Genomic DNA, 24,848 nt, shown 5'->3' with positions numbered 1-24,848 from the left:
GACACCGTCGGCGGCCCGGGGCCGCCCGGCGCCCCGGACACCGCTCAACGGGCCGTCCAGGCACCGTCCATCGGCAACGACGCCCCGCTCATCGACCCCGCGTGCGGGCCGCACAGCCACAGCACGGCCGCACCGACCTCCTCCGGTTCGATGAGCCGCTTGACCGCGCTGCGCTCCAACAGCACCCGCTCCAGCACTTCCTCCGGTGGAATGCCGTGCGCACGGGCCTGGTCGGCGATCTGGCCCTCGACGAGCGGAGTGCGGACGTACCCGGGGTTCACGCAGTTGCTCGTCACTCCGTACGGTGCGCCCTCCAGGGCGACCACCTTGCTCAGGCCCTCCAGGCCGTGCTTGGCGGCGACGTAGGCGGACTTGAAGGGACTGGCCCGCAGCCCGTGGACCGAGGAGATGTTCACGACCCGCCCCCACCCGCGCGCGTACATCCCGGGAAGGGTGCGGCGAAGGATACGGAACGGGGCCTCCAGCATGACCCGTTGGATCAGCGCGAAGCGGTCCGGCGGGAACTCGTGCACCGGTGCCACGTGTTGGAGTCCCGCGTTGTTGACGACCACGTCCACCGCGTCGACGGCCAGCGCGTCCACCTGCTCCGGGTCGGACAGGTCGGCGGTCACGGCGGTCCCCCCGACGAGCCGGGCCACGTCCCGCGCCCCCTCGGCGTCGATGTCCACCACGAGGACGTGCGCGCCCGCCGAAGCCAGGGCCACCGCGCAGGCCCGGCCGATGCCGCTCGCGGCCCCCGTGACGAGAGCCGTGCGACCGGTCAGGACGTGTCCGTCGAGTGCTGCGGGTCCGGTGGTCCGGTGGGGCCCGCCCGTTGCGGCGACGCCGGTGGGTGGTGGGGCCGGGGCGTCAGTCCGGCGGCCGGCCGCGGGACGCGAAGTGCTCTCCATGGGCGTCACCGTAGGAAGGCGGACGGGCCGCTCACACGTGGGCGGCCCACACAGTTCCCTCCGCCGTCATGGTGTCCCCCTCCATGGGGCCCGGCCGGACCACCGCGCGCCGCACGCGGACGACGTACCGGCCCGGTGCGGGTCCGGCTCCTTCCCGTACGCCGGTCCGGACAACGGTCCGCGCGCACACATCCCGGAGTTCCGGATGGGGCGCGTCCACATGTCGGGCCCCGGGCGCCACGCCTAACGTCCCCCCACGGCAGGCGACCGGCGCCCCTCGGACACGACGGGGCCCGCACCGCCGGGACCGGGCGGGACCCCGGACCCGGCGGGCCGCCCGCCGCACCGACCCGCCCAGAGCCGCGTCGCCCGGTCACCCGGCGACCGCTCGCGCACCCCCGGAGGTACCCCGTGCGCCGCCCCACCCCTCTCGGCCGCCTCGCGCGGCGGATCGGACGCTTCGCCGTCTCCGGTCTGCTCCTCGCTGCCGCCGGCACCACCGTCCTCGCCCACCCGGCCGCCGCCGCGGGGCTGACACCGGTCACCGGTTTCGGCTCCAACCCGGGAAACCTGTCCATGTACACCTACGTCCCGGCGGGACTTCCGGCCGGCGCGCCCGTCGTCGTGGCGCTGCACGGCTGCGCCCAGACCGCCAACGACTACTACGCCAACAGCGGTTGGACCAAGCTCGCCGACACCTACCGTTTCGCCGTGGTGTTCCCGCAGACCAGCTCCGCGAACAACTCGCTCTCCTGCTTCACCTGGTTCAGCCCGGCGGACACCGCGCGCGGCCAGGGCGAGGCCGCCTCACTCGCCCAGATGGTCGCCAAGGCCGAGTCGCTGTACGGCTCGGACGCGGACCGGGTCTACATCACCGGTCTCTCGGCGGGCGGCGGCATGGCGGCGAACATGCTCGCCGCGTACCCGGACCTCTTCGCGGGCGGCTCCATCGCCTCGGGCCTGCCCGCGCAGTGCGCGACGAGCCAGACCGCCGCGTCCACCTGCCAGTACGGCAGCCTGAACCTCACCCCGGCCCAGTGGGGCGACAAGGTCCGCGCGCAGTACCCCGGTTACGCCGGTCCGTGGCCGCGCGTCGCGATCTGGCAGGGGATGTCCGACTACACCGTCTACCCCGTCAACGCGACCGAGCTGCGCGACCAGTGGACCAATGTCCACGGCCTCTCCCAGACCCCGTCAAGCACCGCGTCCCTCCCCGGCGGCACCACCCTGACCAGCTACGACGACGCCTCCGGGAAGCCCGCCGTGCAGCTGTACCAGATCAGCGGGATGGGCCACGGCCTCGCCGTCGACCCGGGCTCCGGCGCCGAGCAGTGCGGCGCGTCCGCCGCGTACTTCCTCGACACCATCTGCTCCGGTTACTGGACCGCGAAGTTCTGGGGGCTCGACCAGCAGGGCGGCGGAACCGACCCCGGCCAGGGCGGCGAGAAGCTTCCCGCACCGGCCGGACTCGCGGCCGGCACGCCGACCGGCACCTCGGTCCCGCTGACCTGGTCCGCCGTCTCCGGAGCTTCCTCGTACCGCGTGTACCGGGGCGGCACCCAGGTCGGCACGCCCACCGGCACCTCGTACACCGACACGGGGCTGACCGCCGCCACGTCGTACACGTACACCGTCGCCGCGGTCGCCGCCGACGGTACGGTCGGTACGGTCTCCGCCGCGGTCACCGCCACCACCTCGGGATACGTCCCCACCTGCACCACGGCCAGCAACTACGCCCACGTGGCGGCGGGCCGGGCCCACACCGGCGGCGGGTACACCTACGCCAACGGTTCGAACCAGAACATGGGGCTGTACAACGTGTTCGTCACCCACACGCTGAAGCAGACGGCCCTGGGCACGTACGTCCTCGCCGACACCGGCTGCTGACAGCGGCAGCCGACAGCGCGCCCGCCGGCCGGCCCCGCCCGAGGACCGGGAGGTCAGCCGGACGGGCGCGTCGCGCGCTCCAACTCCGTCAGGACGGAGCGGTAGGGGTGCCCGGTGGCCCGGGTCATGCCGATCTCGCACATCCGGTTGGCCGAGAGATGGGCGTCGTCGTCACGGGAGCCGACCGCGGTGGCCTCCTTGGCCGTCGCCGCATCGGTCAGCTCCTTGTGCAGCATCCCGCGGTCCCCGGCGAACCCGCAGCACTTCGCGTCGTCCGGCAGGAACACCTCCTCGGCACACGCCCCGGCGAGTGTGCGCAGCCGGTCCACCACGTCCAGGTGCTCCATCGAACACGTCGGGTGCACGGCGGCCGACTTGACCCTGCGCTCCACCGTGAGACGGGGGAGCAGTTCGTCGGCCGCCCACACGAGGGAGTCCACCACCGTCAGCTCCCGGTGCAGGGCGCGGTTGTCCTCGGTGAGGTACGGGACGACCTCCCGCGCGATGCCGAGGGTGCAGGAGGAGGCGTCCACCACCAGCGGCAGCGCGCCGCCGCCGGTCCAGCCCCACGCCGCCTCCACGATCCGGTTGGCCATCACGGCGTTGGCGGTGTCGTACCCCTTGGAGTGCCAGATCGTCGCGCAGCAGGTACCGCCGACGTCGCCCGGGATCCAGACGGGCCTGCCCGCACGGGCGGAGAGAGCGACGACGGAGTGCGCCAGCGACGGCTCCCGGTCTCCCCCGGGACCGGCGAAGATCCGGTTCACGCACGCCGGGAAGTACACCGCGTGCGCCCCCGCCCGCGCGGTGGGCGGGAGTCTGCGCGAGGCCGCCGGGGGAATCTCCGGCAGCCACTCGGGCATCAGGTCGGGGCGGACCACCGTGCGGGCGAGCCGGGTCACCGCCGTCAGCAGCGGATCCCGCACCCGGTCGCCCAGCCGGTCCGCCGCGGCCACGGCGAGCCGGGCGGCCGACTCCACCACCCGGAAGTGCCGCGCGGTGACTGCCGCGATCCGCTCCTCGCGGGGCGAATGCCGCAGCGAGCGGAACCCCTTCATCATCGCGCCGGTGTCGATGCCGACCGGGCACGCCAGCATGCAGGTGGAGTCGCCCGCGCAGGTGTCGACCGCGTCGTAGCCGTACGCGTCGAGCAGCGCGTCCTCGACGGGGGAGCCGTCCGGCTGGCGCAGCATCTCCCGCCGCAGCACGATCCGCTGACGGGGCGTGGTGGTGAGGTCCTGGCTGGGGCAGGTGGGTTCGCAGAAGCCGCACTCGATGCACGGGTCCGCGACCGCCTCCACCGAGGGGATCGTCTTCAGGCCCCGCAGATGCGCCCGGGGATCGCGGTCGAGGACCACACGGGGGGCGAGCACCCCGTCCGGATCGATCAGCCGCTTCGTCCGCCACATCAGCTCGGTCGCCCGCGGGCCCCATTCGCGCTCCAGGAAGGGGGCGATGTTGCGGCCGGTGGCGTGCTCGGCCTTGAGCGAACCGTCGAAGCCGTCCACCACCAGCGTGCAGAACGCGTCCATGAACGCGGCGTACCGCTCCACGTCGGCGGGGACGCCCGCGTCGAACGCCAGGAGGAAGTGGAGGTTGCCGTGGGCGGCGTGTCCGGCCACGGCCGCGTCGAAGCCGTGGCGCGCCTGGAGTTCCAGCAGGGCCTCGCAGGCCTCCGCCAGCCGGGACGGCGGGACCGCGAAGTCCTCGGTGATCAGCGTCGTGCCCGAGGGCCGCGAGCCGCCGACGGCGGTGACGAACGCCTTGCGTGCCTTCCAGTACCCGTTGATCGTCCCCGGGTCCCGGGTGAACGCGTTGGTGACCGAAGCGGCCGGAGCGACCAGGGTGAGCCCCGCCACCACCTCGGCCGCCGCCGATTCGTACGCCTCCTGCGCGGCCTCGTCCGGGGCCCGGAACTCGACGAGCAGGGCCGCCGTCTCCCGGGGGAGGGCCGCCCAGTCCGCCGGTACGCCCCGCACGCTGACCGAGGCGCGCAGGGTGTTGCCGTCCATCAGCTCCACGGCGAGGGCACCGGCCGCGTTGAACAACGGCACGGCGGCGGCAGCGGCGGTCAGCGAGGGGAAGAAGAGGAGCGCCGTGGAGGTCCGCCGGTCGAGCGGCAGTGTGTCGAAGACGACCTCCGAGAGGAAACCGAAGGTGCCCTCGGAGCCGACCATCAGCCCGCGCAGGATCTCCACCGGCGTCGCGCCGTCCAGGAACGCGTCCAGGCGGTAGCCGTTGGTGTTCTTGATCTCGTACTTGGCGCGGATGCGCGCGGTCAGCGCCTCGTCCGCCTCGATCTCCGCCTTCAACGCCATCAGGCCCTCGCAGAGCCGGGGCTCCGCGTGCGCGAGGAGTTCACCGGCGGCCGGGTCGGCGGTGTCGACCATCGTGCCGCCCGGCAGGACGAAGGAGAGCGAGGAGACCGTCCGGTAGGAATTCCGGGTGGTGCCGGCGGTCATCCCGGAGGCGTTGTTGGCGACGACTCCGCCGACCGTGCAGGCGATCGCGCTGGCCGGGTCGGGGCCGAGCACTCTGCCGTACCGGGCGAGGGCGGCGTTGGCCCGGGCGATGGTGGTGCCGGGGCGGATCCTGGCCCGCGCGCCACCGTCCAGCACCGTCACCCCGCTCCAGTGGCGGCGCACGTCGACGAGGATGTCCTCGCCCTGGGCCTGGCCGTTCAGGCTGGTGCCGGCGGCCCGGAAGACGACGTGCCGCCCCCTGCCGTGCGCGTACGACAGCACAGCGGATACGTCGTCGATGTCCTCGGCGACCACCACGACCCGGGGCAGGAATCGGTACGGACTGGCGTCGGAGGCGTACTTCACCAGGTCGGAGACCTTCCAGAGCACCTTTCCCGTGCCCAGCAGCGCGACCAGCTCCGAGCGCAGGGGCTCCGGGGTGCCCGCCGCGCTCCGGTCGGACACGCGGTCGGGGGCCGCCTCGCGCACCCGGCCCGGACGGAGGGCTTCCGGCTCCGGCTCCAGCAACGGCAACGTGGGAAACGGTCGCGTCTTCGGCGACTGCGGCATCTCGGCATCCCCTCGGGCGGCCGGACGCGGTCCTCCCGCGTCCGGGTGCGACGGCTCAGCAGTGGCGCCCCGGCAGTCCGTCGACCAGGGCGGCCAGCAGCCCGCCGAGCACCTCGCGCTGTTCGGCGGTCAACGGAGCCAGGATCTCCTCCGCGGCGGCTCGGCGCGCGTCGCGCAGCTCTCCGAGCGTGGCCCGCCCCTTGTCGGTGATCTCGATGCGCACCACGCGCCGGTTCGCCGGATCGGGCGCCCTGCGCACCCGCTCGCCCGCCTCCAGGCCGTCCACCAGGCTGGTCACCGCGCGCGGGACGACGTCCAGCCGCTGCGCGAGATCGGCCATCCGGGGCGGGGAGTCGTACTGGGCGACCGCGCGCAGCAGACGGAACTGCGCGGGCGTGATGCCGATCGGCTCCAGCTGGCGGCTCTGGATGCGGTGGAGCCGGCGGGTGAGCCGCAGGAGCTGTTCGGCGAGGTGGCCGTCGGAATCGGGGGAGTCCATACCGGAACAATATCAGGACCAGGTTCATTGTGAGTATAGGTAACAGTGAGGTACGCTCTTCACGGTTCGGATCGCCCGACCCCTCCGGGGCGACGGGCGGCGCCGGACCGCCGCCCCGTGCGTCCTGGCGCGTCCTGGTGCGTACCGCCCCTGCGGGCCCGCCCGCCAGGGCGCCGCGCGGGCCGCCCGGCCCTCCGTACCCCCGCAGCCCCCCAGCCCTCATGAAGGAGCACATGAAACCCGACGAACCCACCTGGACGCCCCCACCCAAGGACGGCACGCAGCCGCCCCCCGAGGTGCGCCGCATCCTCCGTCTCTTCCGCCCCTACCGCGGCCGTCTCGCGCTGGTCGGGCTGCTGGTCGGCGCCTCCTCCCTGGTGTCGGTCGCCTCACCCTTCCTGCTCCGCGAGATCCTCGACACCGCCATACCGCAGGGGCGCACCGGCCTGCTCACGCTGCTGGCGCTCGGGATGATCGCCACCGCCGTGATGAACAGCGTCTTCGGCGTCCTCCAGACCCTGATCTCCACCACGGTCGGCCAGCGCGTCATGCACGACCTGCGCACCGGCGTCTACACCCAGCTCCAGCGGATGCCGCTGGCCTTCTTCACCAGGACCCGTACCGGCGAGGTGCAGTCCCGCATCGCCAACGACATCGGCGGGATGCAGGCGACCGTCACCTCCACCGCCACCTCCCTGGTCTCGAACCTCACCGCCGTCGTCGCCACCGTCGTCGCGATGGTCGCGCTCGACTGGCGGCTCACCCTCGTCTCGCTGCTCCTGCTGCCCGTCTTCGTCTGGATCAGCCGCCGCGTCGGGCGGGAGCGGAAGAAGATCACCACGCAGCGGCAGCGGCAGATGGCCGCGATGGCGGCGACCGTCACCGAATCCCTCTCCGTCAGCGGCATCCTGCTCGGCCGCACCATGGGCCGCTCGGACTCGTTGGTCAGGGGCTTCGCCGAGGAGTCGGAGCGGCTGGTCGACCTCGAAGTCCGTGCCAACATGGCGGGACGCTGGCGGATGTCGACGATCGGCATCGTCATGGCCGCCATGCCCGCCGTCATCTACTGGGCCGCCGGCCTGACCCTGAGCTCCGGCAGCACGGCCGTCTCCATCGGCACGCTCGTCGCCTTCGTCTCGCTCCAGCAGGGACTCTTCCGGCCCGCCGTGAGCCTGCTCGCGACCGGCGTCCAGATGCAGACCTCCCTCGCGCTCTTCCAGCGCATCTTCGAGTACCTGGATCTCAAGGTCGACATCACGGAGCCCGCGAGCCCCGTCCGCCTGGACCGCATCCGCGGGGAAGTCGTCTTCGAGCACGTCGGCTTCGGCTACGACGAGAAGAGCGGACCCACCCTCGACGACATCGACGTCAAGGTGCCCGCGGGCAGCAGCCTGGCGGTGGTCGGCCCCACCGGCTCCGGCAAGTCCACCCTGAGCTACCTCGTGCCCCGGCTGTACGACGTCACCTCCGGCCGCGTGACGATCGACGGGGTCGACGTACGGGACCTCGACTTCGACTCCCTCGCGAGGGCGGTCGGCGTGGTCTCGCAGGAGACCTACCTCTTCCACGCCTCGGTCGCCGAGAACCTCCGGTTCGCCAAGCCCGACGCCACCGACGAGGAGATCGAGGCTGCGGCGCGCGCCGCACAGATCCACGACCACATCGCGTCCCTCCCCGACGGGTACGACACCCTCGTCGGCGAGCGCGGCTACCGCTTCTCCGGCGGTGAGAAACAGCGCCTCGCCATCGCCCGCACGATCCTGCGCGACCCCCCGATCCTGGTGCTCGACGAGGCGACCAGTGCCCTCGACACCCGTACGGAACACGCCGTGCAGGAGGCGATCGACGCGCTCTCGGCCGGACGTACCACGCTCACCATCGCGCACCGCCTCTCCACCATCCGGGACGCTGACCAGATCGTCGTACTGGAGGGCGGCCGGACGGTCGAGCGGGGCACCCACGAGGAACTCCTCGCGCAGGACGGCCGCTACGCCGCCCTCATCCGCCGGGACACCCGCCTGGAGCCCGCAGCGGGGTGACCTTCGCCGGACCCTTCCCGGGTGTCGAGCGTCATTCCCACAGGCCCGAGGCATTTGTACGGTTATCGTGCCCGCATGGTGCGTGCCCGCATGGTCAACGAGCCCGACGCCCTCCGCTACCGCCGGAGGCTGCGCCCCACACGGCGGGGCAAGGTACTGCTGCTCCTCGGGGGCGCGCTCGTGGCAGCCGCCACGGTCGCGGCCCCCCTGCTGGTGCCGCGGGGCGGCCCCGAGACGGGGGCCGAGGAGCCCGCGTCCCTGGTGATCCCCGAGGGATGGCGGGCGAAGCAGATCTACGAGGCCGTCGACCAGGCGCTCGGCGTCCCGCCGGGCACCACCGAGAAGTCCGTGCCCGGGGCGCACCTCCCGCTGCCCGAAGCCGCACACGGCAATCCGGAGGGGTACCTCTTCCCCGCGACCTATCCCCTCCGCCCCGGTACGACCCCCCGGAGTCTGCTCCGCTACATGGTGGATACCGCGTCCCAGAGGTTCGGGGGCGACCGGATCACCGCCGGAGCGCTGCGCCACCACATCTCCGCCTACCAGACGGTGACGCTCGCCAGCGTCATCCAGGCGGAAGCGGACACCGCCTCCGACATGGGGAAGGTGGGCCGGGTCGTCTACAACCGCCTGCACCGGAACATGCCGCTGCAGATGGACTCGACGCTCAACTACGCCCTCAGGCGCTCCACGCTGGACACCACCGCCGAGGACACCCGGATCGACAGCCCCTACAACACCTACCGCCGCAAAGGTCTCCCGCCCACCCCCATCGGCAATCCCGGCGAACAGGCGATGCGGGCGGCCATCGGCCCCACGGCGGGCCCGTGGCTGTACTTCGTGACGGTCGGGCCGGGGGACACCCGCTTCAGCGAGGACTACGAGGCGCACCGGCACAACGTCGCCGAGTTCAACCGGAACCGGGAGCGGGAGCGCGTGGCCGTAGCCCGCGGCTGACGGCGGAACGCGCACCCTCCGGACGGTCCGGGCAGTCCGGGTGGTCCGGGTGGTCCGGGCGGTCCGGGCGATCGGGGAGGTCGCGGAGGTCGGGGACGTGGGGGCGGTTCGTGACGGTCGGGCCGGGGATCACGCCGGCACACGTGCGGTCACCGACGCGGCGGAGGTCTCCGCCAGCAGCCGCATGACCGAACGCACCGCGGTGCGCCCGGCGCGGTTGGCGCCGATGGTGCTGGCGGAGGGACCGTAGCCGACCAGGTGGACGCGCCCGTCCCGTACCGCCCGCGTGTCCTCCACCCGGATGCCGCCGCCGGGCTCCCGCAGCCGCAACGGAGCCAGGTGGTCGATAGCCGGCCGGAACCCGGTCGCCCACAGGATCACGTCGGCGTCGATCGGGGCGATCCGCCCGTCGTCCCAGGCCACCCCCGTCGGGGTGATGCGGTCGAACATCGGCAGCCGGTCGAGGATCCCCCGCGCCCGCGCGTCACGGACGGCCTCGTTGAGGGGCAGACCGGTCACGCTCACCACACTCCGGGGCGCCAGGCCCCGGCGTACCCGTTCCTCCACCAACGCGACGGCGGCGCGCCCCTGTTCCGCCCCGAACGGGCCCTCGCGGAAGACGGGTTCGCGCCGGGTCACCCAGTACGTGGCCGCCGCGACATCGGCGATCTCCATCAGGTGCTGCGTACCGGAGGCGCCACCGCCGACCACCACCACCCGCAGCCCCGCGAACTCCTCCGGTCCCGGGTAGCCGGCCGTGTGGAGCTGCCGCCCGAGGAACGTCTCCTGCCCCGGATAGCGGGGCCAGAACGGCCGGTCCCAGGTGCCCGTCGCGTTGATCAGCGCCCGCGTCGCGTACGTCCCCACGGACGTCTCGACCAGCAGCCTCCCCCCGCTCCCCTCTCCGGCCGCTTCCCTGACCGCCCGGACCTCCACCGGCCGGTGCACCCGGAGCCCGAAACGGCGCTCGTAGGCGTCGAAGTATGCGCCGATCACTTCGGAGGAGGGCCGATCCGGATCGGCGCCGGTCAGCTCCATGCCCGGCAGCGAGTGCATCCCGTGCACCTTGCCGTACGTCAGCGAGGGCCAGCGGAACTGCCAGGCGCCACCCGGACGCGGCGCGTGGTCGAGAACGACGAAGTCGCGGTCAGGCTCCAGACCGACCCGCGCCAAATGGTGCGCGGCGGCCAGCCCGGCCTGCCCCGCGCCGATCACCACGACGTCGGTGTTCCGCACCACCTCAGAATCGTTCACGCTTCTACCAACTCCGGGAGCGCGGCGCCTCTTCCCGAGGCGGCCGTCCCCTTCTTCCGCAGGCCCCGCCCGCCGTGGCGCCGCCTCGGACCGGCGGCCTCGGACCGGCCACCTCGGACTGGGCGCATCGGACCGGCCACCTCGGACTGGGCGCATCGGACCGGCCGCATCGGACTGGGCGTCCTGCGGCCGGGGGCGGGAAGATGGCGGCATGCCTGATTCCTTCGCCACGCACGTCCTGCACCTCACCACCGGGAGGACGGAGACGGTCACCGACCTGACCGGAGACTGCGAGCAGTTCCTGTCCCGTGCCGCCGCCGGCCGGGACGGCCTGCTCAACATCTTCGTCCCCCACGCGACGGCCGGGATCGCCGTCCTGGAGACCGGAGCCGGCAGCGACGACGACCTGCTCGCCACCCTGCACACCCTGCTCCCCGCCGACGATCGCTGGCAACACCGCCACGGCACCCCCGGCCACGGCCGCGACCACGTCCTCCCCGCCCTCGTCCCGCCCCACGCCACCCTGCCGGTGATCGCCGGCCGCCTGGAGCTGGGGACCTGGCAGTCGGTGTGCCTGGTGGACACGAACATTGCTAAAGGCAACCGTCAGGTTCGTCTGAGCTTCCTGGGCTGACCAAGATCGCTCCCAGAGGTCGTGCCGCCGATTCTCCGTACGGAGAGAATCTTGCACGGTACGACCCCACCTGTAGTCGAACGCCCCTACGACGGATGCGGCAAATGCCTGCTCGGAGTGCGGCGTCTGTCGCGCGTGAAGCTGGCGACCTCGTCCCCTGAGCGCCAGCGGGAGAACGTACTTGCCGCTGCCGCGTCCGTGGGTGCGCACATCATCGGCTGGGCGGACGACTGGGAAGTGTCGAGCCCCGGGTTTTGTGGAGAGTGAGTTAGCTGGTTTTCTGGAGTGAAGCAGGGGGTTCGGCCGCGTAGTGGGCGGCCTCGCGCTCGGCGGGGGTGACGTGCCCGAGCTCGCCGTGCAGGCGGCGCTGGTTGAACCAGTCGACGTACTCGGCGACTGCGATCTCGACGTCGTTCATGGATGTGCAGGGCCCCTTGTTGCGGATCAGCTCGGCCTTGAAGAGGCTGTTGAACGCCTCGGCGAGGGCGTTGTCATAGCTGTCGCCCTTGGACCCGACCGAGGCCACGGCCACCTCGTCGGCGAGGCGTTCGGTGTAGCGAATGGCACGATATTGGACTCCGCGGTCCGAGTGATGCGTGAGGCCGGCCAGGTCGGCGCCGGTGTGCCGGCGGCGCCAGATCGCCATCTCCAGGGCGTCGAGGGCGAGATCGGTGTAGAGGCTGGTGGCGACCTGCCAGCCGACGACCATGCGGGAGAAGACGTCGATGACGAAGGCCGCGTAGACCCAACCGGAGAACGTTCTGATGTAGGTGATGTCAGCAACCCACAGCTGGTTGGGTGTAGTTGCGGTGAACTGGCGCTCGACCAGGTCGGCCGGACGGTCGGTCTCAGGGGCGGGACGGGTGGTGCGCGGGCTCTTGGCCCGGATCACGCCGCGAAGTCCGGCCCCTCTCATCAGGCGTTCAACGGTACAGCGGGCCACCTCGACGCCTTCGCGGACCAGGGCGGCATGGATCTTGCGAGCCCCGTAGACGCCGTAGTTGTCGGCGTGGATGCGGCGTATCTCCTCGGTGAGCTGCTCATCGCGCAGACTGCGGGCTGACGGCGGGCGGGTGTGGACGGCGTAGTAGGTGCTCGGCGCGATCGGCGCGTCCGTCTCGGCGAGGATGTCGCAGATCGGCTGGACGCCGAACTGTTCCTTGTACTGGTCGATGTAGGCGACCTTCATCGCAGTGGACGGTCCAGCTCCGCGGCGAAGAAAGCCGAGGCGGACTTCAATATCGCGTTCGCCCGCCGCAGTTCCTTCACCTCCCGCTGCAGCTCCGCGATCCGGGCTGCCTCCGAGTTGGTCATGCCGGGCACGACACCCGAGTCGATCTCGGCCCGCTTGACCCAGCCGCGCAGGGCCTCGGGGTGCACGTCGAGCTGGTCGGCGATCCGCTTGATCGCTCCGGCCCTGCCGGCGGGGTCCATACGGGCCTCGATCGCCAGCCGCGTCGCACGCTCACGCAGCTCGTCGGGGTACTTACGGGGAGCAGCCATGATCGGCATCCTTCCGGGTCTTCGATGTCTCCATCAAACCCGGTGCGATTCAGTCGAGCTGGCCCAAGGCCCACCGGATCGCCGTCTGAACCTTCGGCGGAGCATCCGCCGGGACCGTGTACTCGGCCGGGACCGCACCGGCCGGGATGGTTCCGAAGTCGGTGCCGTCCCCGTTCCCCGCGCACCCGGCCGTGGTCGTCGGGCTTAGTGCCGGTGGAGGACGAGCCAGCGGCCGTGCTTCCGGACGCCCCGGTGGCGGTCTTCGCGAGCAGCGGCTCGATCGCCTGTTGCAGAGCGGTGGCGAGGGGTTCCCACTTTGCGTACGCCTCGGGGTAGCCGGACTGCTGGACGGCCTGGGCCGCCTGCGTGACCGACAGGGACTGCCAGCCCGATACCTTCTCCAGCGCCTCGTAGAACCGGGTCGCCGCGTGCACCGGGTCGAGGACCTCGGTCGCGGTGCCCCAGCCCTGCGACGGACGCTGTTGGAACAGACCCAGACTGTCGCGGTTGCCGTAGGTGAGGTTGTGCAGCCCGCTCTCCTGCAGGGCCGTCGCCAGGGCCACGATCTGACCTCGGGCCGGGACGTTCATCGCGACGCCGGTGGCCTGGATGGTCTTCGCGTAGTGCACCTGCTCGGCCGGGGATTCAAGTCCCGGCACGGCGACCGTCCCCTTGGCGCCGCCGTCCAGAATTGCCTTCACCTGGGCGGTGACGGCGACCGTATCCACAGCCTGTGCACCGTAGGCGGAACACGACGCGGACGCGCTCCCGGCACTGATCGCGGCGATCGGAATGGCCAGCAGAAGGGGAACGGCCGCCACGAGACCAAGGGCTGCTCCGACAGCCTTCATCGCTGTCGAGGCCGGGGGGCGGGGCGGGGCGGTGTGAGGGCATGCCGCATCGCGACGGCTCTTTCGTGGCTCGTAGGAAGCGCGGTGCCGACTTCTCGTGCAAAGCCGTCGGCACCGCGCCGACATGAATCCGCCACGCGTGGCGGAGCCCGTGCGCGGGGAGTTGGTCGCTCCCGAGCGCCGGGTTATGGATCATGCGCGGCAGCTGGCCGCGCTCGTAATCTCAGCAGGTACACGGATCTCCTCACGGAAGTCGGGGACGAGGAGCACGATGTACTCCGGTGAAGCCCGTCTGGACGAGGTCGTACGGATACGCCCAGGTCACACCGATGAAAAGGGCTTTGCCCCGGTGGTATGGCGAGACAGTAGACCCGGATTCCGGCCGCACCAACTGACCCTCGGCACCGCCGGCCCTGCGTTAGGTGCCGCCGGGAATCGCGGCTAGCGTCCCGGTCAACCCCGCTCCGAGCAGGCGCCGTTGCGCTTCTCGTGGAGCTGGGTCCGGATCCACGTGCACTGAAAGAGGCTCGCGCATGAGCTACACGCTGCACCAGGGCGACGCCCTCACCGTCAGCAACAGCGCCCACGACCTGCAGAACTTCCCCGGCGAGAACCGCGACCAGCGCTCCTACCGGAGCTGGTTGACCGAACTTCTCACCGAGTCGTACCGCGCGGCCACCGAGCATGCGGTCGCCATGATCTTCACCGACTGGCGCCAGGAGCCGACCACCTCCGACGCTCTGCAGATGGCGGGATGGACCTGGAGCGGCACGATTCCGTGGATCAAGCCGTCCAGCCGCCCCCGCAAGGGCGGGCCGAAGCAGGACTCGGAGTTCATCATCTGGGGCGTCAAGGGCTCCCTCGACAACACCCGCGACCTCTACCTGCCGGGGCACTACATCGCCTCCCAGCCCCGCAAGGGCCGAGTTCACATCACCCAGAAGCCGGTCGAGGTCATGCAGCAGCTCGTCCAGGTCTGCCCCGAGGGCGGCACCGTCCTCGACCCGTTCACCGGCAGCGGCTCCACTGGGGTCGCAGCCCTGCGCGAGGGACGCCGCTTCGTAGGCGTCGAGCTGTCCGCGCACTACCCCGACGTCGCCGAGGAGCGGCTGCGGGCCGAACTGACGAAGGACGACTTCGAGCTGGCCGGACCGGAGGCATGAGCGTGAGAGCGAAGAGAGGCCAGGGCCGGCGGCCCACAGACGCCAGAGGGGCGGCTGGTGCATCGACTAACCGATGCACCAGCCGCCCCTCCGGTTACGTCAGGCCGCCTCGAACGCCCGCCGGATCAGCGGCGCCGCCTTCTCCAAGTCGGCTGCCGAGACGACGCGGACCTCCAGGTCGCCGGTCCCGAGGTGTCCGATACCGCGCATGTCCCGCGTGAAGCCCTCCTCCAACTCGACCGTGTCCGGGTCGAGTCTGAGGTACACCAGGATCGCCTCGTGCTTCGGACGGAAGATCACCGACGCCACGTTCACCAACCGCCGGTAGGCGATGTAGTGCCGCAGGGACGCCACCTCCACCTCGCCCCATGCCGTGAGCGCCTCGTCCAGTTCCGCGTACAGGTCCCGCAGGCACTCCGGCACCGCTCCTCCACCCGCAGGCGGGGAGACCGCCGAAGCCGTCGGCACGCTGTCCGCCACGGGTGCCCGCTCCCGGCCCCGGCGAGACGAGGCAGCGCTCGGGAAGCCGGTCGCGGAGTCCACGAGCAGTAGCCCCAGCAGGCCACCGTCGAAGATCCGGTAGCGCACCAGGTCGATCCGTTCGGGCAACCTCTGCACCGCCACCCGGTCGTGGTGCGAGAAGCCCGCCGCGATGCAGATCATCCGCGGACGACGCCAGTCGACGGACTCGGCGGCCTCCGCCCCCAGCACCTTGCGCACGAGCGCCTCGAACTCGTGGTGCGCCGACTCCAGCCAGGACAGGTAGGAGACAGCCTGGGACATCACCCCGCTGTCCGAGCCCTTCTTGAACTCGATCACCACCGGACTGCCGTTCTCATCGAGCCCCGGGGTGTCGATCCGCCCCCGGTGCCAGGGGCCGGTCTGGTACTCCGATGCCAGGAAACGGACGCCCAACATCTGCTCCAGGCCGGCCTCGACCCGCCGCTGCAGCTCCACCTCCAGTGACACCGTCGAGCCGGTCAGCTCGACGTCCCGCCCGTCCGCGTCCCGCCGGAACAACATCAGCTCGGCCACCTGCGCCCCCTTCGTAATTACTACAGGAGCAATCGAAACCTGGCTGCGGGTATTTCAATGGTTACCTGCGCCTCATTCCTAGTCGGGCTCCGCTCGCCGATTCTCAGCAAACGTGGACGCGTCGGGGGCGTCCAGAGAAGATGATCAGCTGCGGTGGGCTTCTTCTCAGATTCGGACAGGTGCTGGATGGGTCACGGCGTTCGCGAAGTGGGTGCGGGAAAGGGAGCTGAGGTGAGGACATGCCGATGTCGGACTGGTTCAAAAGAAGCCAAGTGCCCACAGACCCTGGAGTATGTGTACATCGTCAACGAAGCCAATGCTCGAATTGAGTTGACAACCCGTGTACGCTGGGGCTATGACCGACAATGCCGCTTCATCGGCCGGACCTCTTGTCACCGGTGCTGAGATTGCTCGGCTCGCCGGAGTCACTCGGGCCGCTGTCTCCAACTGGCGTCGGCGTTACGACGACTTCCCCGCGCCGGCGGGAGGTGCCGCGAACAGTCCGCTCTATGCGCTAGCCGAGGTCCAGGAATGGCTGGACAAGCAGCGCAAAGGCCAGGAGGTGTCACCCGAGGTCGAGCTCTGGCAAGCGATGCGGGCCGCGTACGGGGAACAGATGATCACGGGCCTGGCAGAGGTGGCCGCGGCGCTGGCCGGAGAACATCAACCGAGACTGCCGGATGACGTCGCCACCCGTGTACGGGAGCTCGCTCAAACCGAAGCGCCCGTCGACCTCGTGAACGGATTGACTGAGCGGTTCATGGACTCCGCCCGGCGCGCGGGATCGGACCAGGTGACTCCCGAGAGCGTAGTGCGGGCCATGCGCCACTTCGCTCCCGCACTGTCTGCCGACGCCACGGTCTTCGATCCCGCCTGCGGCATCGGGGTGCTGCTCCTGTCCGTCGCCCCCGAGGCCGGGATGCGCTGCTACGGCCAGGAGGTGGACGCTGACAGCGCCCGCTACGCGCAGCTTCGCGCCGACCTTCTGGGCCGATCAGGCGTGCGCATCGTGGCGGGGGATTCCCTGCGCGCGGACGAATGGCCGAATCTCAAGGCGGACTTGGTCGTCTGCGACCCGCCAACCGGCGTGACCGAGTGGGGGCGAGAGGAACTACTGCTCGACTCCCGCTGGGAACTCGGTACCCCGTCCAAGGCCGAAGGGGAGCTCGCGTGGCTCCAGCATGCCTATGCGCACACAGAGCCCGGCGGCCAGATCCTCATGGTCATGCCGGCCTCGGTCGCATACCGCAAGGCAGGTCGGCGCATCCGATCAGAACTCGTACGTCGGGGCATCGTGCGCCAAGTGGTCGCCCTGCCGCCGGGGACGGCGACCTCTCACGCCCTGCCCGTCCATCTGTGGTGTCTGCAGCGTCCCGAGAGCACCGCAAGTGCGGACACGAACCACACCGTGCGCATGGTCGACCTGACTGGCAACAGCCCCGACGGCAGCCTGGAACCACGCCCCGACCAGGTCGCCGACGTTCCCCTGATCGAACTCCTCGACGACACCGTCGACCTGACTCCCGGCAGTCATCTCCGGTCCCGGCACCGCGACTATCCCGGTGAGTACGCCGCCCTGCGCAAGGAGCTGGAGGACCAGATCCGCCGACTCGCCGCACTTCTGCCCGAGCTAGCGGCGGGCGGTGGACCAGGCTCATTGGACAGCGCCACCACCAGCGTCGCGGATCTCGCCCGCGCCGGGCTCGTCACGTACGAAGGTCCGGAACCGCTCTCGGCCAGCGAACAGCTCGACACGGACTATCTGCAGGGATTCCTGCGTAGCTCCGTCAACACCCGTCGGTCAACAAGTGCCAGCGGGACCTACCGCCTTGACGGCAGGGGTTCCCGTATCCCCCGCATGAACATCGACGAGCAGCGTAGGTACGGCACTGCCTTCCGAGCCCTGTCCGAGTTCGAGGAAGGAATGCGCAAGGTCGACGAGCTGAGCCGGCAGCTCGCCGAAGTCGCCCGTGACGGACTTGCCACGGGCGCCCTGGCCCCGGAGAAGTGAGGACAGTGCGGGTACTCCAAGGTGGGTGCGCCCTGCGCCGGCCCGTGCCAGGCAGAGCTCCCATCAGGCGGCGCGCGGCAGAAACGGGCTCGGAGCTCCGCTCCACGTCACACTCAGCTCTTCCCGAGCGCGAGTGCAGGCGACGAAGAGCAAGCAGCGTTCCCGGAGCAGGTCGGCGTCGTGCTGCAGTGGGTCCACTTCGCGTGGGGTGATCTCACGAGCGAACGGGACGGTGCCCTCGGTGACACCGAGGACGGACACCGCCCGGAACTCCAGCCCCTTCATCGCGTGCATCGTTGCCAGCCGTACCCCCTCGGTCCCCTGCGCGACCTGTCCTTTGACACGCAGCACCGGGACGCCCGCAGCCTTCAGTTTCTTCTCGGCCGCGTCCAGGGAAAGGTTGAAGCGTGCGCACACGCCGATCTCGTGTGGTGCGAGGCCCTCGGCGAGCAACGCCCGGACCCGGTCCACCAGGGCCTCGGTCTCCTCCTGCCGGGTCGCGTACCCCTGCGCCTTGGGGCGGCGCCCGTGGAGCAGGGAGCGGTACCCGGCCAGCGAGTCCGTTCCCTCGCCCTCGAGCGCGTCGATGGTGACGGGCGCGAGGAGCCGCGCAGACCAGGCGAGGATCTCCTCGGTCGAGCGGTAGTTGACGCGCAACCGGAAGCTGCGGCCGGCCGTGGTGATGCCCAGGGAGCCGAGCGAGACCCGGGAGTCGTAGATCCGCTGATGCGGGTCGCCGGTGACGAACAGGTCGTCGGGGCCAGGAGACACGGCGGTCCGCAGCACACGCCACTGTGCGGGGTGCAGGTCCTGTGCCTCGTCGACGACGACATGGGCGTACGGAGTCGGCTCGCCAGCGAGGAGTTCTGCCGCGCGGGCGCAGACGCGCAGGTGTGTGGTCTCGCCGCGGTCGCGCAGGAACTGTTCGAACCGCTCCATGCCGCTCCACACCTCCCGGCGGCGCGTGGGGCCGAGGCCGGTGCCGCGGCCGCGACGGCTCGCCCCGAGGTAGGCGTCGAGATCGCGGAGGTTCTGGCCGAGTACGACGTGCCGGTACTCCTGGGCCAGGAACTGGGCGGTGAACGGCAGATCGAGCTGCTTGACGGCCTTCTCCCACAACTGCCGCTGTTCCCGGTCCCCGATCGGTCTGGGCGAGGCCGCCGATTTCGCGCGCACGATGCCGTTCGCATAGGCGTCGACCGTTGTCACGTCGACCCGGGCCAGCAGCTTCTCGTCCTCGTCGAGGAGTAGGCCGAGCATCTCACGCAGTCCGGCGGCCAGCGCGTTCGTGAACGTGGTGAGCAGGATGCGGCCGTCCTCGGAACGGCCGAGCAGGTGCTTGACCCGATGCAGGGCCGCCACCGTCTTGCCCGTCCCGGGTCCGCCGGCGACCTGGACGGGACCCCCGTACGAGGTGCGGTAGGCGACGCGCCGCTGGGAGGGGTGGAGGAAGACCCGCCAGGCCTCGAACGGCTTCTCCAGAATCTCCTCCAGCTCCTGCGGCCCGGTGATCAGGCGGACGCGTGCGGGAGTGTTGGCGATCACCGTGGCCAGGTCTTCCACCGGCTCAGGGGGTGCATCGGCGGGCCGACGGACGGCCACGACGTCCCGGTAGACCTCTTCGGGGCTGAACCCCTCGGCGAGATACTGCAGCACCTCCCGCTGATCCTCCGGCAGGAGCGTGGAGAACGCCTCCAGCTGGGCCTTGTCCACCAGCGAACGCGCGGCGCGCAGCACCTGATCGTCGATGCCGAGCTCGCGCAGCGTGCCGTCGGAGACATCCGCGAATAGCAGCCGTGGAGCCGTGCGTGCGGCTGTCTCGTACAGCGGCGTCAGCTCGTCCAAGGCGACGGCGTTGCGTACCTCCAGGGCCCGGGTCGCGGAGTTCGCGCTGTACAGACGCTTCGCCGCCCAGGTATAGGCGTCGTCGTGCGGTAGCACATTGACCAGGAGGAACATGTCGCTGCCGTCGTCGGGGGCGAGGACGACGCCCCGCCAGAAGTCGGTGATGCGAATGGTGCGCATCCGCGGGTCACGGGCGTTCTCGACGGACTCCAGGTGCAGTCCCTTGTCCGCGTTGAGATCGGCGACGCTCATGGCCTGGAATTTCGCCATGGCCTTGCGCACTCCGGCTCGGATGGGCTTCTCCAGGGTGTCGTAGCCGTCCCAGAAGCTCTGGGCGAAGGCGAGCCGGGGCATGAGGTCCCTTCCTTTCTGACTGACCGTGTTTCATGGTCACGGATGTGGGGTGGCTCCGGCCAGCCGTCCGGCGATCTCCTTCAGAGTCGACAGGAGTTGTTCGGGTTCGCGGGAGAGGTCGAGGCTGTGCTGGTACAGCCGCACTCCCCGTCCCTCCGGCCCGGCCGTCGTTCCGCGCACCTCATGGAAGAGCTCGGGCTGCCGTCCGGCCGCGTACACCAGGTGCGCCTCGGGCAGAGAGAGCACGGTGGCGTACGCCAGCGCCTGGTACAGGTCGGCGTTGAGGAGTCCGTCGGCCTTCTCGACCTTGTACTTGGCGTCGACGACGGCGAGCGGAGTGCGTTCGTCGCCGGTGCGGACGACGAGATCGGGGCGAATCCGTACCAGACCCGCGGTGTCGAGGTGGTGGGGGTCCTGGAGGCGCGCGGTCAGGCCGTGCTCCTGAAGGGCCTCACGCAGGGCGACCGTGACGAAGTCCTCGAACAACTTGTTCATGTCGAGCAGGAAGCCGTCGACAGTGAGCGGTTCGGCCCCGGCCGGCCGGTGTTCCGGTGAGGTGCCGCGCAGAACGGCCTCGGCGAGCCGCAGTGCTGGCTGGTAGCGGGAGTTCAGGCGTGACGGCTGCCAACGCGGCAGTTCCTGTCCCCGTATCAGTGGCAGTGCGTCGGCGAGACGTACGCGCTGGTGGGCGAGACGCCGTCGGACGGGACTGGGAACGCCCGGCAGCCGCAGCAACCGCTCGGTGGCGGCGCGCAGAATGCGGTTCTCGGCGGTGTCGACGGTGTACGCGTCGTAGACGATCTCCACAGGCGGCGTACGGCCGAAGTGTCGCCGGATCTGCTCGGCCTCGCGCAGCCGCCCGCGCACGACCAGCGCGGACTCCTCCACCTCCCGGTAGCCCTGGAGGACCCCCTGCCGCAGTGCCGCGTCGATCTGCCGCTCCACGGCGTGCGCGAGTGCGGGCACGACGTCGTCGTACGCTCCGGTGTCGACGGTGCCCTCCCGACTGTCACGCCAGGCACGTGCCGGGTCGAGACTGAACCCGAGAAGGAAGAACAGCCGGCTCACGGGGGTCTTGGGCGTGATCCGTACGACCGGCCCGCCGGTCGTCCGCACGGCGCCGACCCGGCTGCCCGCCCGTAGCAGCCAGTGCCCGTCGCGGCCGGGATCTGGGGTCGCGCTCTGCAGGATGCCGGAGACGGCGAGGGCCCGCCCGGCCTCGGAGCCCAGAGGGACGGAGACGGCGGGCCCGTACTCGCGCAGCGTCACCTCACCCACGGGCACGGGCGCGGTCACTGGCGCTGCTCGCGCAACGAGTCGAGACCGTAGCGTGCGGCGACATCGAGGCCCTCGCCGTAGTGGTGTTCCTCCAGCAGCGGCAGGATCTTCGTGCGCCAGGTCCGTTCGAGGCCGCCCTTGCGGTACACGCCCGGCTTCATCAGGTACGAGGGGCCGATGGCGAAGTCGGCATCGTTGATGAGGGCGTTGAGGGCGTCGAGGAGACGGGCGGGCTCCGGGTCCCTGCCTTCGCGCTTCAGCCAGCGCGCGAGCAGCCCGGCGGTCGGCTCGGCGCGCGGAGACAGCTCCACGAACGCGAAACGGCGCCGCATCGCCGCGTCGACCAGGGCGATCGACCGGTCAGCGGTGTTCATCGTGCCGATCACAAACAAATTCGGCGGCAGCGCGAAGTCGTCGCCGGAGTAGGTGAGACGCACCGACCTCGTGCGGTACTCCAGGAGGAAGTACAGCTCGCCGAAGACCTTCGCCAGATTGGCGCGGTTGATCTCGTCGATGATCAAAAAATGCGGGATGTGCCGGTTGCCCTCGCGGGAGGCGAGATCGGCGAGCTCCCGCAGCGGGCCCGCCGTCAGCCGGAAGGCAACCTCCCTCGTCTCGGGATCCTCGACGGGCCGGAACCCCTCGAAGAAGTCCTCGTAGGCGTACGAAGGGTGGAACTGCACGATCTTGACCTGTTCCGGGCCGCCGCCGAAGTACTCGGCCAGCTTCATCGCCAGATACGTCTTACCGGTGCCCGGCGGGCCGTAGAGCACCAGCTGCCTTTCGTCGAGCAGCAGTTCACGCATCTCCTCCAGCCAGGCGCGGTCGTGGACCAGGAGGTCCGACGCAAATGCCTCGGTGATGTCCGGCAGCGACAGCTCCCGCAGCGCCTGCCGTTCGACGGCGGGGAACTCGCCGGTGTCGTCGGCTGCTGCCGGGTCCGTATGCCCTGTGAGCCCGTCCAGCGCCTCCAGGACACCGGTCAGGTCGACGACGTCATGCTGAACAGACAACTTCTGCTGCACTTCCTCCGGCAGCTCCTCGTACGCATGGCCCTGCGGCAGCCAGGCGACGGTCCTTCGCAGATTGGACAGCCCGCCCGACGACGAGGTCTGCGCGGCCTCCCCGGTGATCCGCCCGACGTGCAGCCGGCCGTCGCCGATGGTGGCCACTGTGTCGCCCGCGCGCATCTGCGTCAGGAAGGCGTGCAGTTCGTCGACGAGGCCCCGCTTCTGGTTGTACGAGGCCGCCCCCTCGTACCCCTCCTCCACGTAGCGACGCAGCACGCTCTTGGTCGGATCGGTCTCCTCCAGAGGCGGCAGGTGCGCGCCCGCGAGCGAGACGACCCCCTCCTTCAGCCACAGCTGCCGCACCAGGTTGCGCCCGGAGACATTGGAGCCGCGCACCAGCCACGCTTTGCGTGGGGCACGCCAGCCGGTGGACAGATAGTCGGCGAGCGCGTGGCCCTCGGCGGTTCGCCAGGACTCCGGGCCGGATGCGTCGTAGCCATACACCAGCGCGGCGGCGGCCGAGGACGAGTTGCACGCGATGTCCCGGGTCGCCACCCAACGCGGCGGTGCCTCCGGCCGGTCGGATTCGGCAGGCGCGTCGACGAGCCCGCCGCCCGCGCGCAGCTCCGCGCGGATCCGGCGTGCGTGATCGCCAAGCCCGGGCCATGCCTCGGCCACCATCATCGAGCCCTCCAGCAGGAGGAACTTGTGCGTGCCGTTGCCGCCGAACTCCGCGAGCAGATACCCGCGCGCCTCACCGCCATCCTTGGGAAGCTTGATGCGGAACTCGGGGGCGCTGCGGAGGCGGTCGGAGTGCGGCATCGGTGACCTTCCGAGGTAGGGGCGGGGCATGCGCGAACACCGCACACCTTACCTGTTGACGCTGTCAAGTGACTCGGATTTGCGTAAACAATTCGGCTCAACGTGTTGACGGTGTAAACGCACTCTGCCTAGTGTGTGGTTCCGCCGACCGGGTCTTTCGGGCGGAACTGGCGCGTGGTCGCTGGAGTGGGGGCGTTATGGGTGTGGAGTCCGTGGGCGAGTCCGAACGGCGCACGATCGAGGCGGAGTTGCCGTCCGTCATCGAGAGACTGACGCGCTGCGCGTCTCGTTCGGGCATTGTCAGTCAGCGGGCCTTCGCGCTGGAGGCGGAGCGACTCGGGCTGAGGACCGACGAACAGCGGCGAAGGTTTCGTAGCGGGCTGGCTGCTGCTGGCATTCACGTGAAGCCGTCCCGCCGAGGGCGGGTGAGTCACCGCCCCACGCCCGCCGCTGATCTTGAGGCGCGGGCTGCGACCCCGTCGCCGAAGGCATCCGCCCCACCGGCCGCCGCCCCTGGAACCGGGCTCGCCACGACGGAGGCAGCCAGACGCCTGGCCCAGGCCCGGCGCATGCTCGCCCGCTATGCCGATGCCGACGGCACCGTCAGCAAGCTCGCCCACGACGGAGTTGTACGGCTCCACGGGCTCAGCCCTGCCGAAGCGCGTGAGCTGACCGCCGACTTCCCGATCACCCGCCCCGGAACGCCCCGCGTGCCCGCCGAATCGGTGGAGCGTCGTGAGGCCCGCTCCGCTGCGTCTGCACTCGCTCCGGCGTCCAAGGCCACGCCCCAGAGACCGTCGATCGGCGGGAAGCGTGCCCGAGTTGCGTCCACCGCTGTGGATGCACGACTGGCCGACGCCGTCCGCGCGGCTCGGGCCATGCTGGAGGAGGACCGGTGGCGGCGGGAGCCGTCGAGGGTCCTGCTGAAGGCGGACGAGGAAGTCGGGCTCGCCGTTCTTCTGCGGGGCGGTACCGACCGCCTCGGCCGCGATATTCCGGCGGAGGAGATCGGGGCCCTACCCCGCGACGGCGAGCAGTGGTGCGCTTATGAGTGCCTCGTGCTGCACAACCGGCGGCTTGTGTGGAAGATCGCGGAGGGCTACCAGGGACGCGGACTGGACATCGACGACCTCGTCCAGCACGGAACCATCGGACTGATGCGCGCGGTCCGCAAGTTCGACGCCACCAAGGGCTACAAGCTGTCGACCTATGCGACGTGGTGGATCAAGCAGGCCATCACCCGGGCCATCGCCGACGAGGGCACCCTGATCCGGGTGCCCGTGCACATGCACGAAAGGGTCAGCAAGGTGGCCGTCGCCGAGCGCAAGCTGCTGAGTGAGGGCCGGGCCAGGACCGTCGACAACGTGGCCTACGCCACCGGCCTAACCTTCGCCGAAGTGGAGGACGTACGAAGGATCAGCCGGCCAACCGACTCCCTGGACCGGATCATCGGCGACGACACCGCCCTCGGCGACCTCATCATCGGGCCGAGCCGACTGCCCGGACCCGCTGTCGTGTTGATTCGCAAGGAGCTTCAGGCGCGCCTGCGGCACATCCTGGAGCACCTCTCCGAGCGTGAGCGGCATGTCCTTGTCCGACGCACCGGTCTTGACGGGGACGAGCCGGACACGCTTGAGGACATCGGGGTCGTCTTCGGTGTCACACGTGAGCGCATCCGCCAAGTCGAGTCGAAGGCCAAGGCGAAGTTTCGTGGCCAGCTGATCCGTCACGGGATGATCCCGTCGCACTTCTGAACCGACCAC

General features: G+C 70.6%; 16 protein-coding genes, 1 pseudogene and 1 other annotated feature. Of the genes and pseudogenes, 7 read left to right on the top strand and 10 right to left on the bottom strand.

The window, feature by feature from the left end; genetic code table 11:
* Positions 1–44: 44 nt before the first annotated feature.
* A complete protein-coding gene (locus ACFWEE_RS06640) occupies positions 45–911 on the bottom strand; it encodes a 3-hydroxybutyrate dehydrogenase (protein WP_386886958.1) in 867 nt (288 codons plus the stop codon).
* A 411-nt stretch (positions 912–1,322) separates the two neighbouring features.
* Here ACFWEE_RS06640 and ACFWEE_RS06635 point away from each other — a divergent pair, with 411 nt between their 5' ends.
* On the top strand, positions 1,323–2,798 hold the full coding sequence (locus tag ACFWEE_RS06635) for a PHB depolymerase family esterase (protein WP_386886956.1): 1,476 nt from the start codon (positions 1,323–1,325) through the stop codon (positions 2,796–2,798).
* 53 nt (positions 2,799–2,851) lie between these two features.
* Here the strand turns inward: ACFWEE_RS06635 and ACFWEE_RS06630 are convergent, their stop codons facing one another.
* The gene (locus ACFWEE_RS06630; protein WP_386886954.1) at positions 2,852–5,794 is read right to left on the bottom strand and encodes an FAD-binding and (Fe-S)-binding domain-containing protein; all 2,943 of its coding nucleotides are present in this window, start codon (positions 5,792–5,794) and stop codon (positions 2,852–2,854) included.
* A gap of 91 nt (positions 5,795–5,885) precedes the next feature.
* Entirely contained in the window at positions 5,886–6,329 is a 444-nt protein-coding gene (locus ACFWEE_RS06625) for a MarR family winged helix-turn-helix transcriptional regulator (protein ID WP_386886952.1), read from the bottom strand.
* A gap of 233 nt (positions 6,330–6,562) precedes the next feature.
* On the opposite strand from ACFWEE_RS06625, the gene ACFWEE_RS06620 reads away from it, so the two are divergent.
* Positions 6,563–8,368 carry an ABC transporter ATP-binding protein gene (locus ACFWEE_RS06620; RefSeq protein ID WP_386886950.1) on the top strand — a complete coding sequence of 602 codons (1,806 nt, stop codon included), beginning with the start codon at positions 6,563–6,565 and terminating at the stop codon, positions 8,366–8,368.
* A 90-nt stretch (positions 8,369–8,458) separates the two neighbouring features.
* A complete protein-coding gene (mltG, locus tag ACFWEE_RS06615; RefSeq protein ID WP_386887017.1) occupies positions 8,459–9,325 on the top strand; it encodes an endolytic transglycosylase MltG in 867 nt (288 codons plus the stop codon).
* 129 nt (positions 9,326–9,454) lie between these two features.
* Here mltG and ACFWEE_RS06610 read toward each other — a convergent pair whose 3' ends face one another.
* Complete coding sequence (locus ACFWEE_RS06610; RefSeq protein ID WP_386887016.1) at positions 9,455–10,561, bottom strand: NAD(P)-binding domain-containing protein; 1,107 nt, start codon at positions 10,559–10,561, stop codon at positions 9,455–9,457.
* A 229-nt stretch (positions 10,562–10,790) separates the two neighbouring features.
* Between ACFWEE_RS06610 and ACFWEE_RS06605 the strand changes: the two genes are divergently transcribed.
* Positions 10,791–11,213: a secondary thiamine-phosphate synthase enzyme YjbQ gene (locus tag ACFWEE_RS06605; protein ID WP_386886948.1), complete on the top strand. Its 423-nt coding sequence runs from the start codon at positions 10,791–10,793 to the stop codon at positions 11,211–11,213.
* A gap of 268 nt (positions 11,214–11,481) precedes the next feature.
* On the opposite strand, the gene ACFWEE_RS06600 is transcribed toward ACFWEE_RS06605, so the two are convergent.
* Positions 11,482–12,716 (bottom strand): IS3 family transposase gene (locus tag ACFWEE_RS06600; protein WP_386886946.1). Its coding sequence is split into 2 segments (ribosomal slippage): positions 11,482–12,437 and positions 12,437–12,716, totalling 1,236 coding nucleotides; the frame shifts between segments, so codons are not numbered across the junction.
* Positions 12,310–12,438, bottom strand: a sequence feature (AL1L pseudoknot). It overlaps the preceding gene by 129 nt.
* Positions 12,717–12,771: 55 nt before the next feature.
* Positions 12,772–13,567, bottom strand: a pseudogene (locus ACFWEE_RS06595) (hypothetical protein); the annotation flags it as partial.
* Between the two features lie 533 nt (positions 13,568–14,100).
* Between ACFWEE_RS06595 and ACFWEE_RS06590 the strand changes: the two are divergent.
* Complete coding sequence (locus tag ACFWEE_RS06590) at positions 14,101–14,730, top strand: DNA-methyltransferase (protein WP_386886945.1); 630 nt, start codon at positions 14,101–14,103, stop codon at positions 14,728–14,730.
* 99 nt (positions 14,731–14,829) lie between these two features.
* On the opposite strand, the gene ACFWEE_RS06585 is transcribed toward ACFWEE_RS06590, so the two are convergent.
* Positions 14,830–15,765 carry a DUF5655 domain-containing protein gene (locus ACFWEE_RS06585; protein WP_386886944.1) on the bottom strand — a complete coding sequence of 312 codons (936 nt, stop codon included), beginning with the start codon at positions 15,763–15,765 and terminating at the stop codon, positions 14,830–14,832.
* Positions 15,766–16,120: 355 nt separating this feature from the next.
* On the opposite strand from ACFWEE_RS06585, the gene ACFWEE_RS06580 reads away from it, so the two are divergent.
* Positions 16,121–17,776, top strand: a complete 1,656-nt coding sequence (locus ACFWEE_RS06580) for an N-6 DNA methylase (RefSeq protein ID WP_386886943.1) — start codon at positions 16,121–16,123, stop codon at positions 17,774–17,776.
* A 63-nt stretch (positions 17,777–17,839) separates the two neighbouring features.
* On the opposite strand, the gene ACFWEE_RS06575 is transcribed toward ACFWEE_RS06580, so the two are convergent.
* From ACFWEE_RS06575 to ACFWEE_RS06565, 3 genes are read right to left on the bottom strand one after another with little or no spacing between them, the layout of a single operon-like run.
* Entirely contained in the window at positions 17,840–19,975 is a 2,136-nt protein-coding gene (locus tag ACFWEE_RS06575; protein ID WP_386886942.1) for a UvrD-helicase domain-containing protein, read from the bottom strand.
* A 36-nt stretch (positions 19,976–20,011) separates the two neighbouring features.
* The gene (locus ACFWEE_RS06570; protein ID WP_386886941.1) at positions 20,012–21,271 is read right to left on the bottom strand and encodes an McrC family protein; all 1,260 of its coding nucleotides are present in this window, start codon (positions 21,269–21,271) and stop codon (positions 20,012–20,014) included.
* Positions 21,268–23,085, bottom strand: coding sequence for an AAA family ATPase (locus ACFWEE_RS06565; RefSeq protein ID WP_386886939.1), 1,818 nt, complete (start codon positions 23,083–23,085; stop codon positions 21,268–21,270). Before ACFWEE_RS06565 ends, ACFWEE_RS06570 begins: the two co-directional genes overlap by 4 nt.
* A 212-nt stretch (positions 23,086–23,297) precedes the next feature.
* On the opposite strand from ACFWEE_RS06565, the gene ACFWEE_RS06560 reads away from it, so the two are divergent.
* A complete protein-coding gene (locus tag ACFWEE_RS06560; RefSeq protein WP_386886937.1) occupies positions 23,298–24,839 on the top strand; it encodes an RNA polymerase sigma factor RpoD/SigA in 1,542 nt (513 codons plus the stop codon).
* Positions 24,840–24,848: the final 9 nt, after the last annotated feature.

This window comes from Streptomyces sp. NPDC060184 (assembly GCF_042728795.1).
Lineage (GTDB): Bacteria > Actinomycetota > Actinomycetes > Streptomycetales > Streptomycetaceae > Streptomyces.
This window is presented reverse-complemented; position numbering and strand designations above follow the sequence as displayed.

What these genes read in the sequence shown, in the direction of transcription:
- ACFWEE_RS06640 (WP_386886958.1), bottom strand. Translation starts at nt 911, where the DNA reads ATGGAGAGCACTTCGCGTCCCGCGGCCGGCCGCCGGACTGACGCCCCG.
- ACFWEE_RS06625 (WP_386886952.1), bottom strand. Translation starts at nt 6,329, where the DNA reads ATGGACTCCCCCGATTCCGACGGCCACCTCGCCGAACAGCTCCTGCGG.
- ACFWEE_RS06620 (WP_386886950.1), top strand. Translation starts at nt 6,563, where the DNA reads ATGAAACCCGACGAACCCACCTGGACGCCCCCACCCAAGGACGGCACG.
- mltG (WP_386887017.1), top strand. Translation starts at nt 8,459, where the DNA reads ATGGTCAACGAGCCCGACGCCCTCCGCTACCGCCGGAGGCTGCGCCCC.
- ACFWEE_RS06605 (WP_386886948.1), top strand. Translation starts at nt 10,791, where the DNA reads ATGCCTGATTCCTTCGCCACGCACGTCCTGCACCTCACCACCGGGAGG.
- ACFWEE_RS06590 (WP_386886945.1), top strand. Translation starts at nt 14,101, where the DNA reads ATGAGCTACACGCTGCACCAGGGCGACGCCCTCACCGTCAGCAACAGC.
- ACFWEE_RS06580 (WP_386886943.1), top strand. Translation starts at nt 16,121, where the DNA reads ATGACCGACAATGCCGCTTCATCGGCCGGACCTCTTGTCACCGGTGCT.
- ACFWEE_RS06575 (WP_386886942.1), bottom strand. Translation starts at nt 19,975, where the DNA reads ATGCCCCGGCTCGCCTTCGCCCAGAGCTTCTGGGACGGCTACGACACC.
- ACFWEE_RS06565 (WP_386886939.1), bottom strand. Translation starts at nt 23,085, where the DNA reads ATGCCGCACTCCGACCGCCTCCGCAGCGCCCCCGAGTTCCGCATCAAG.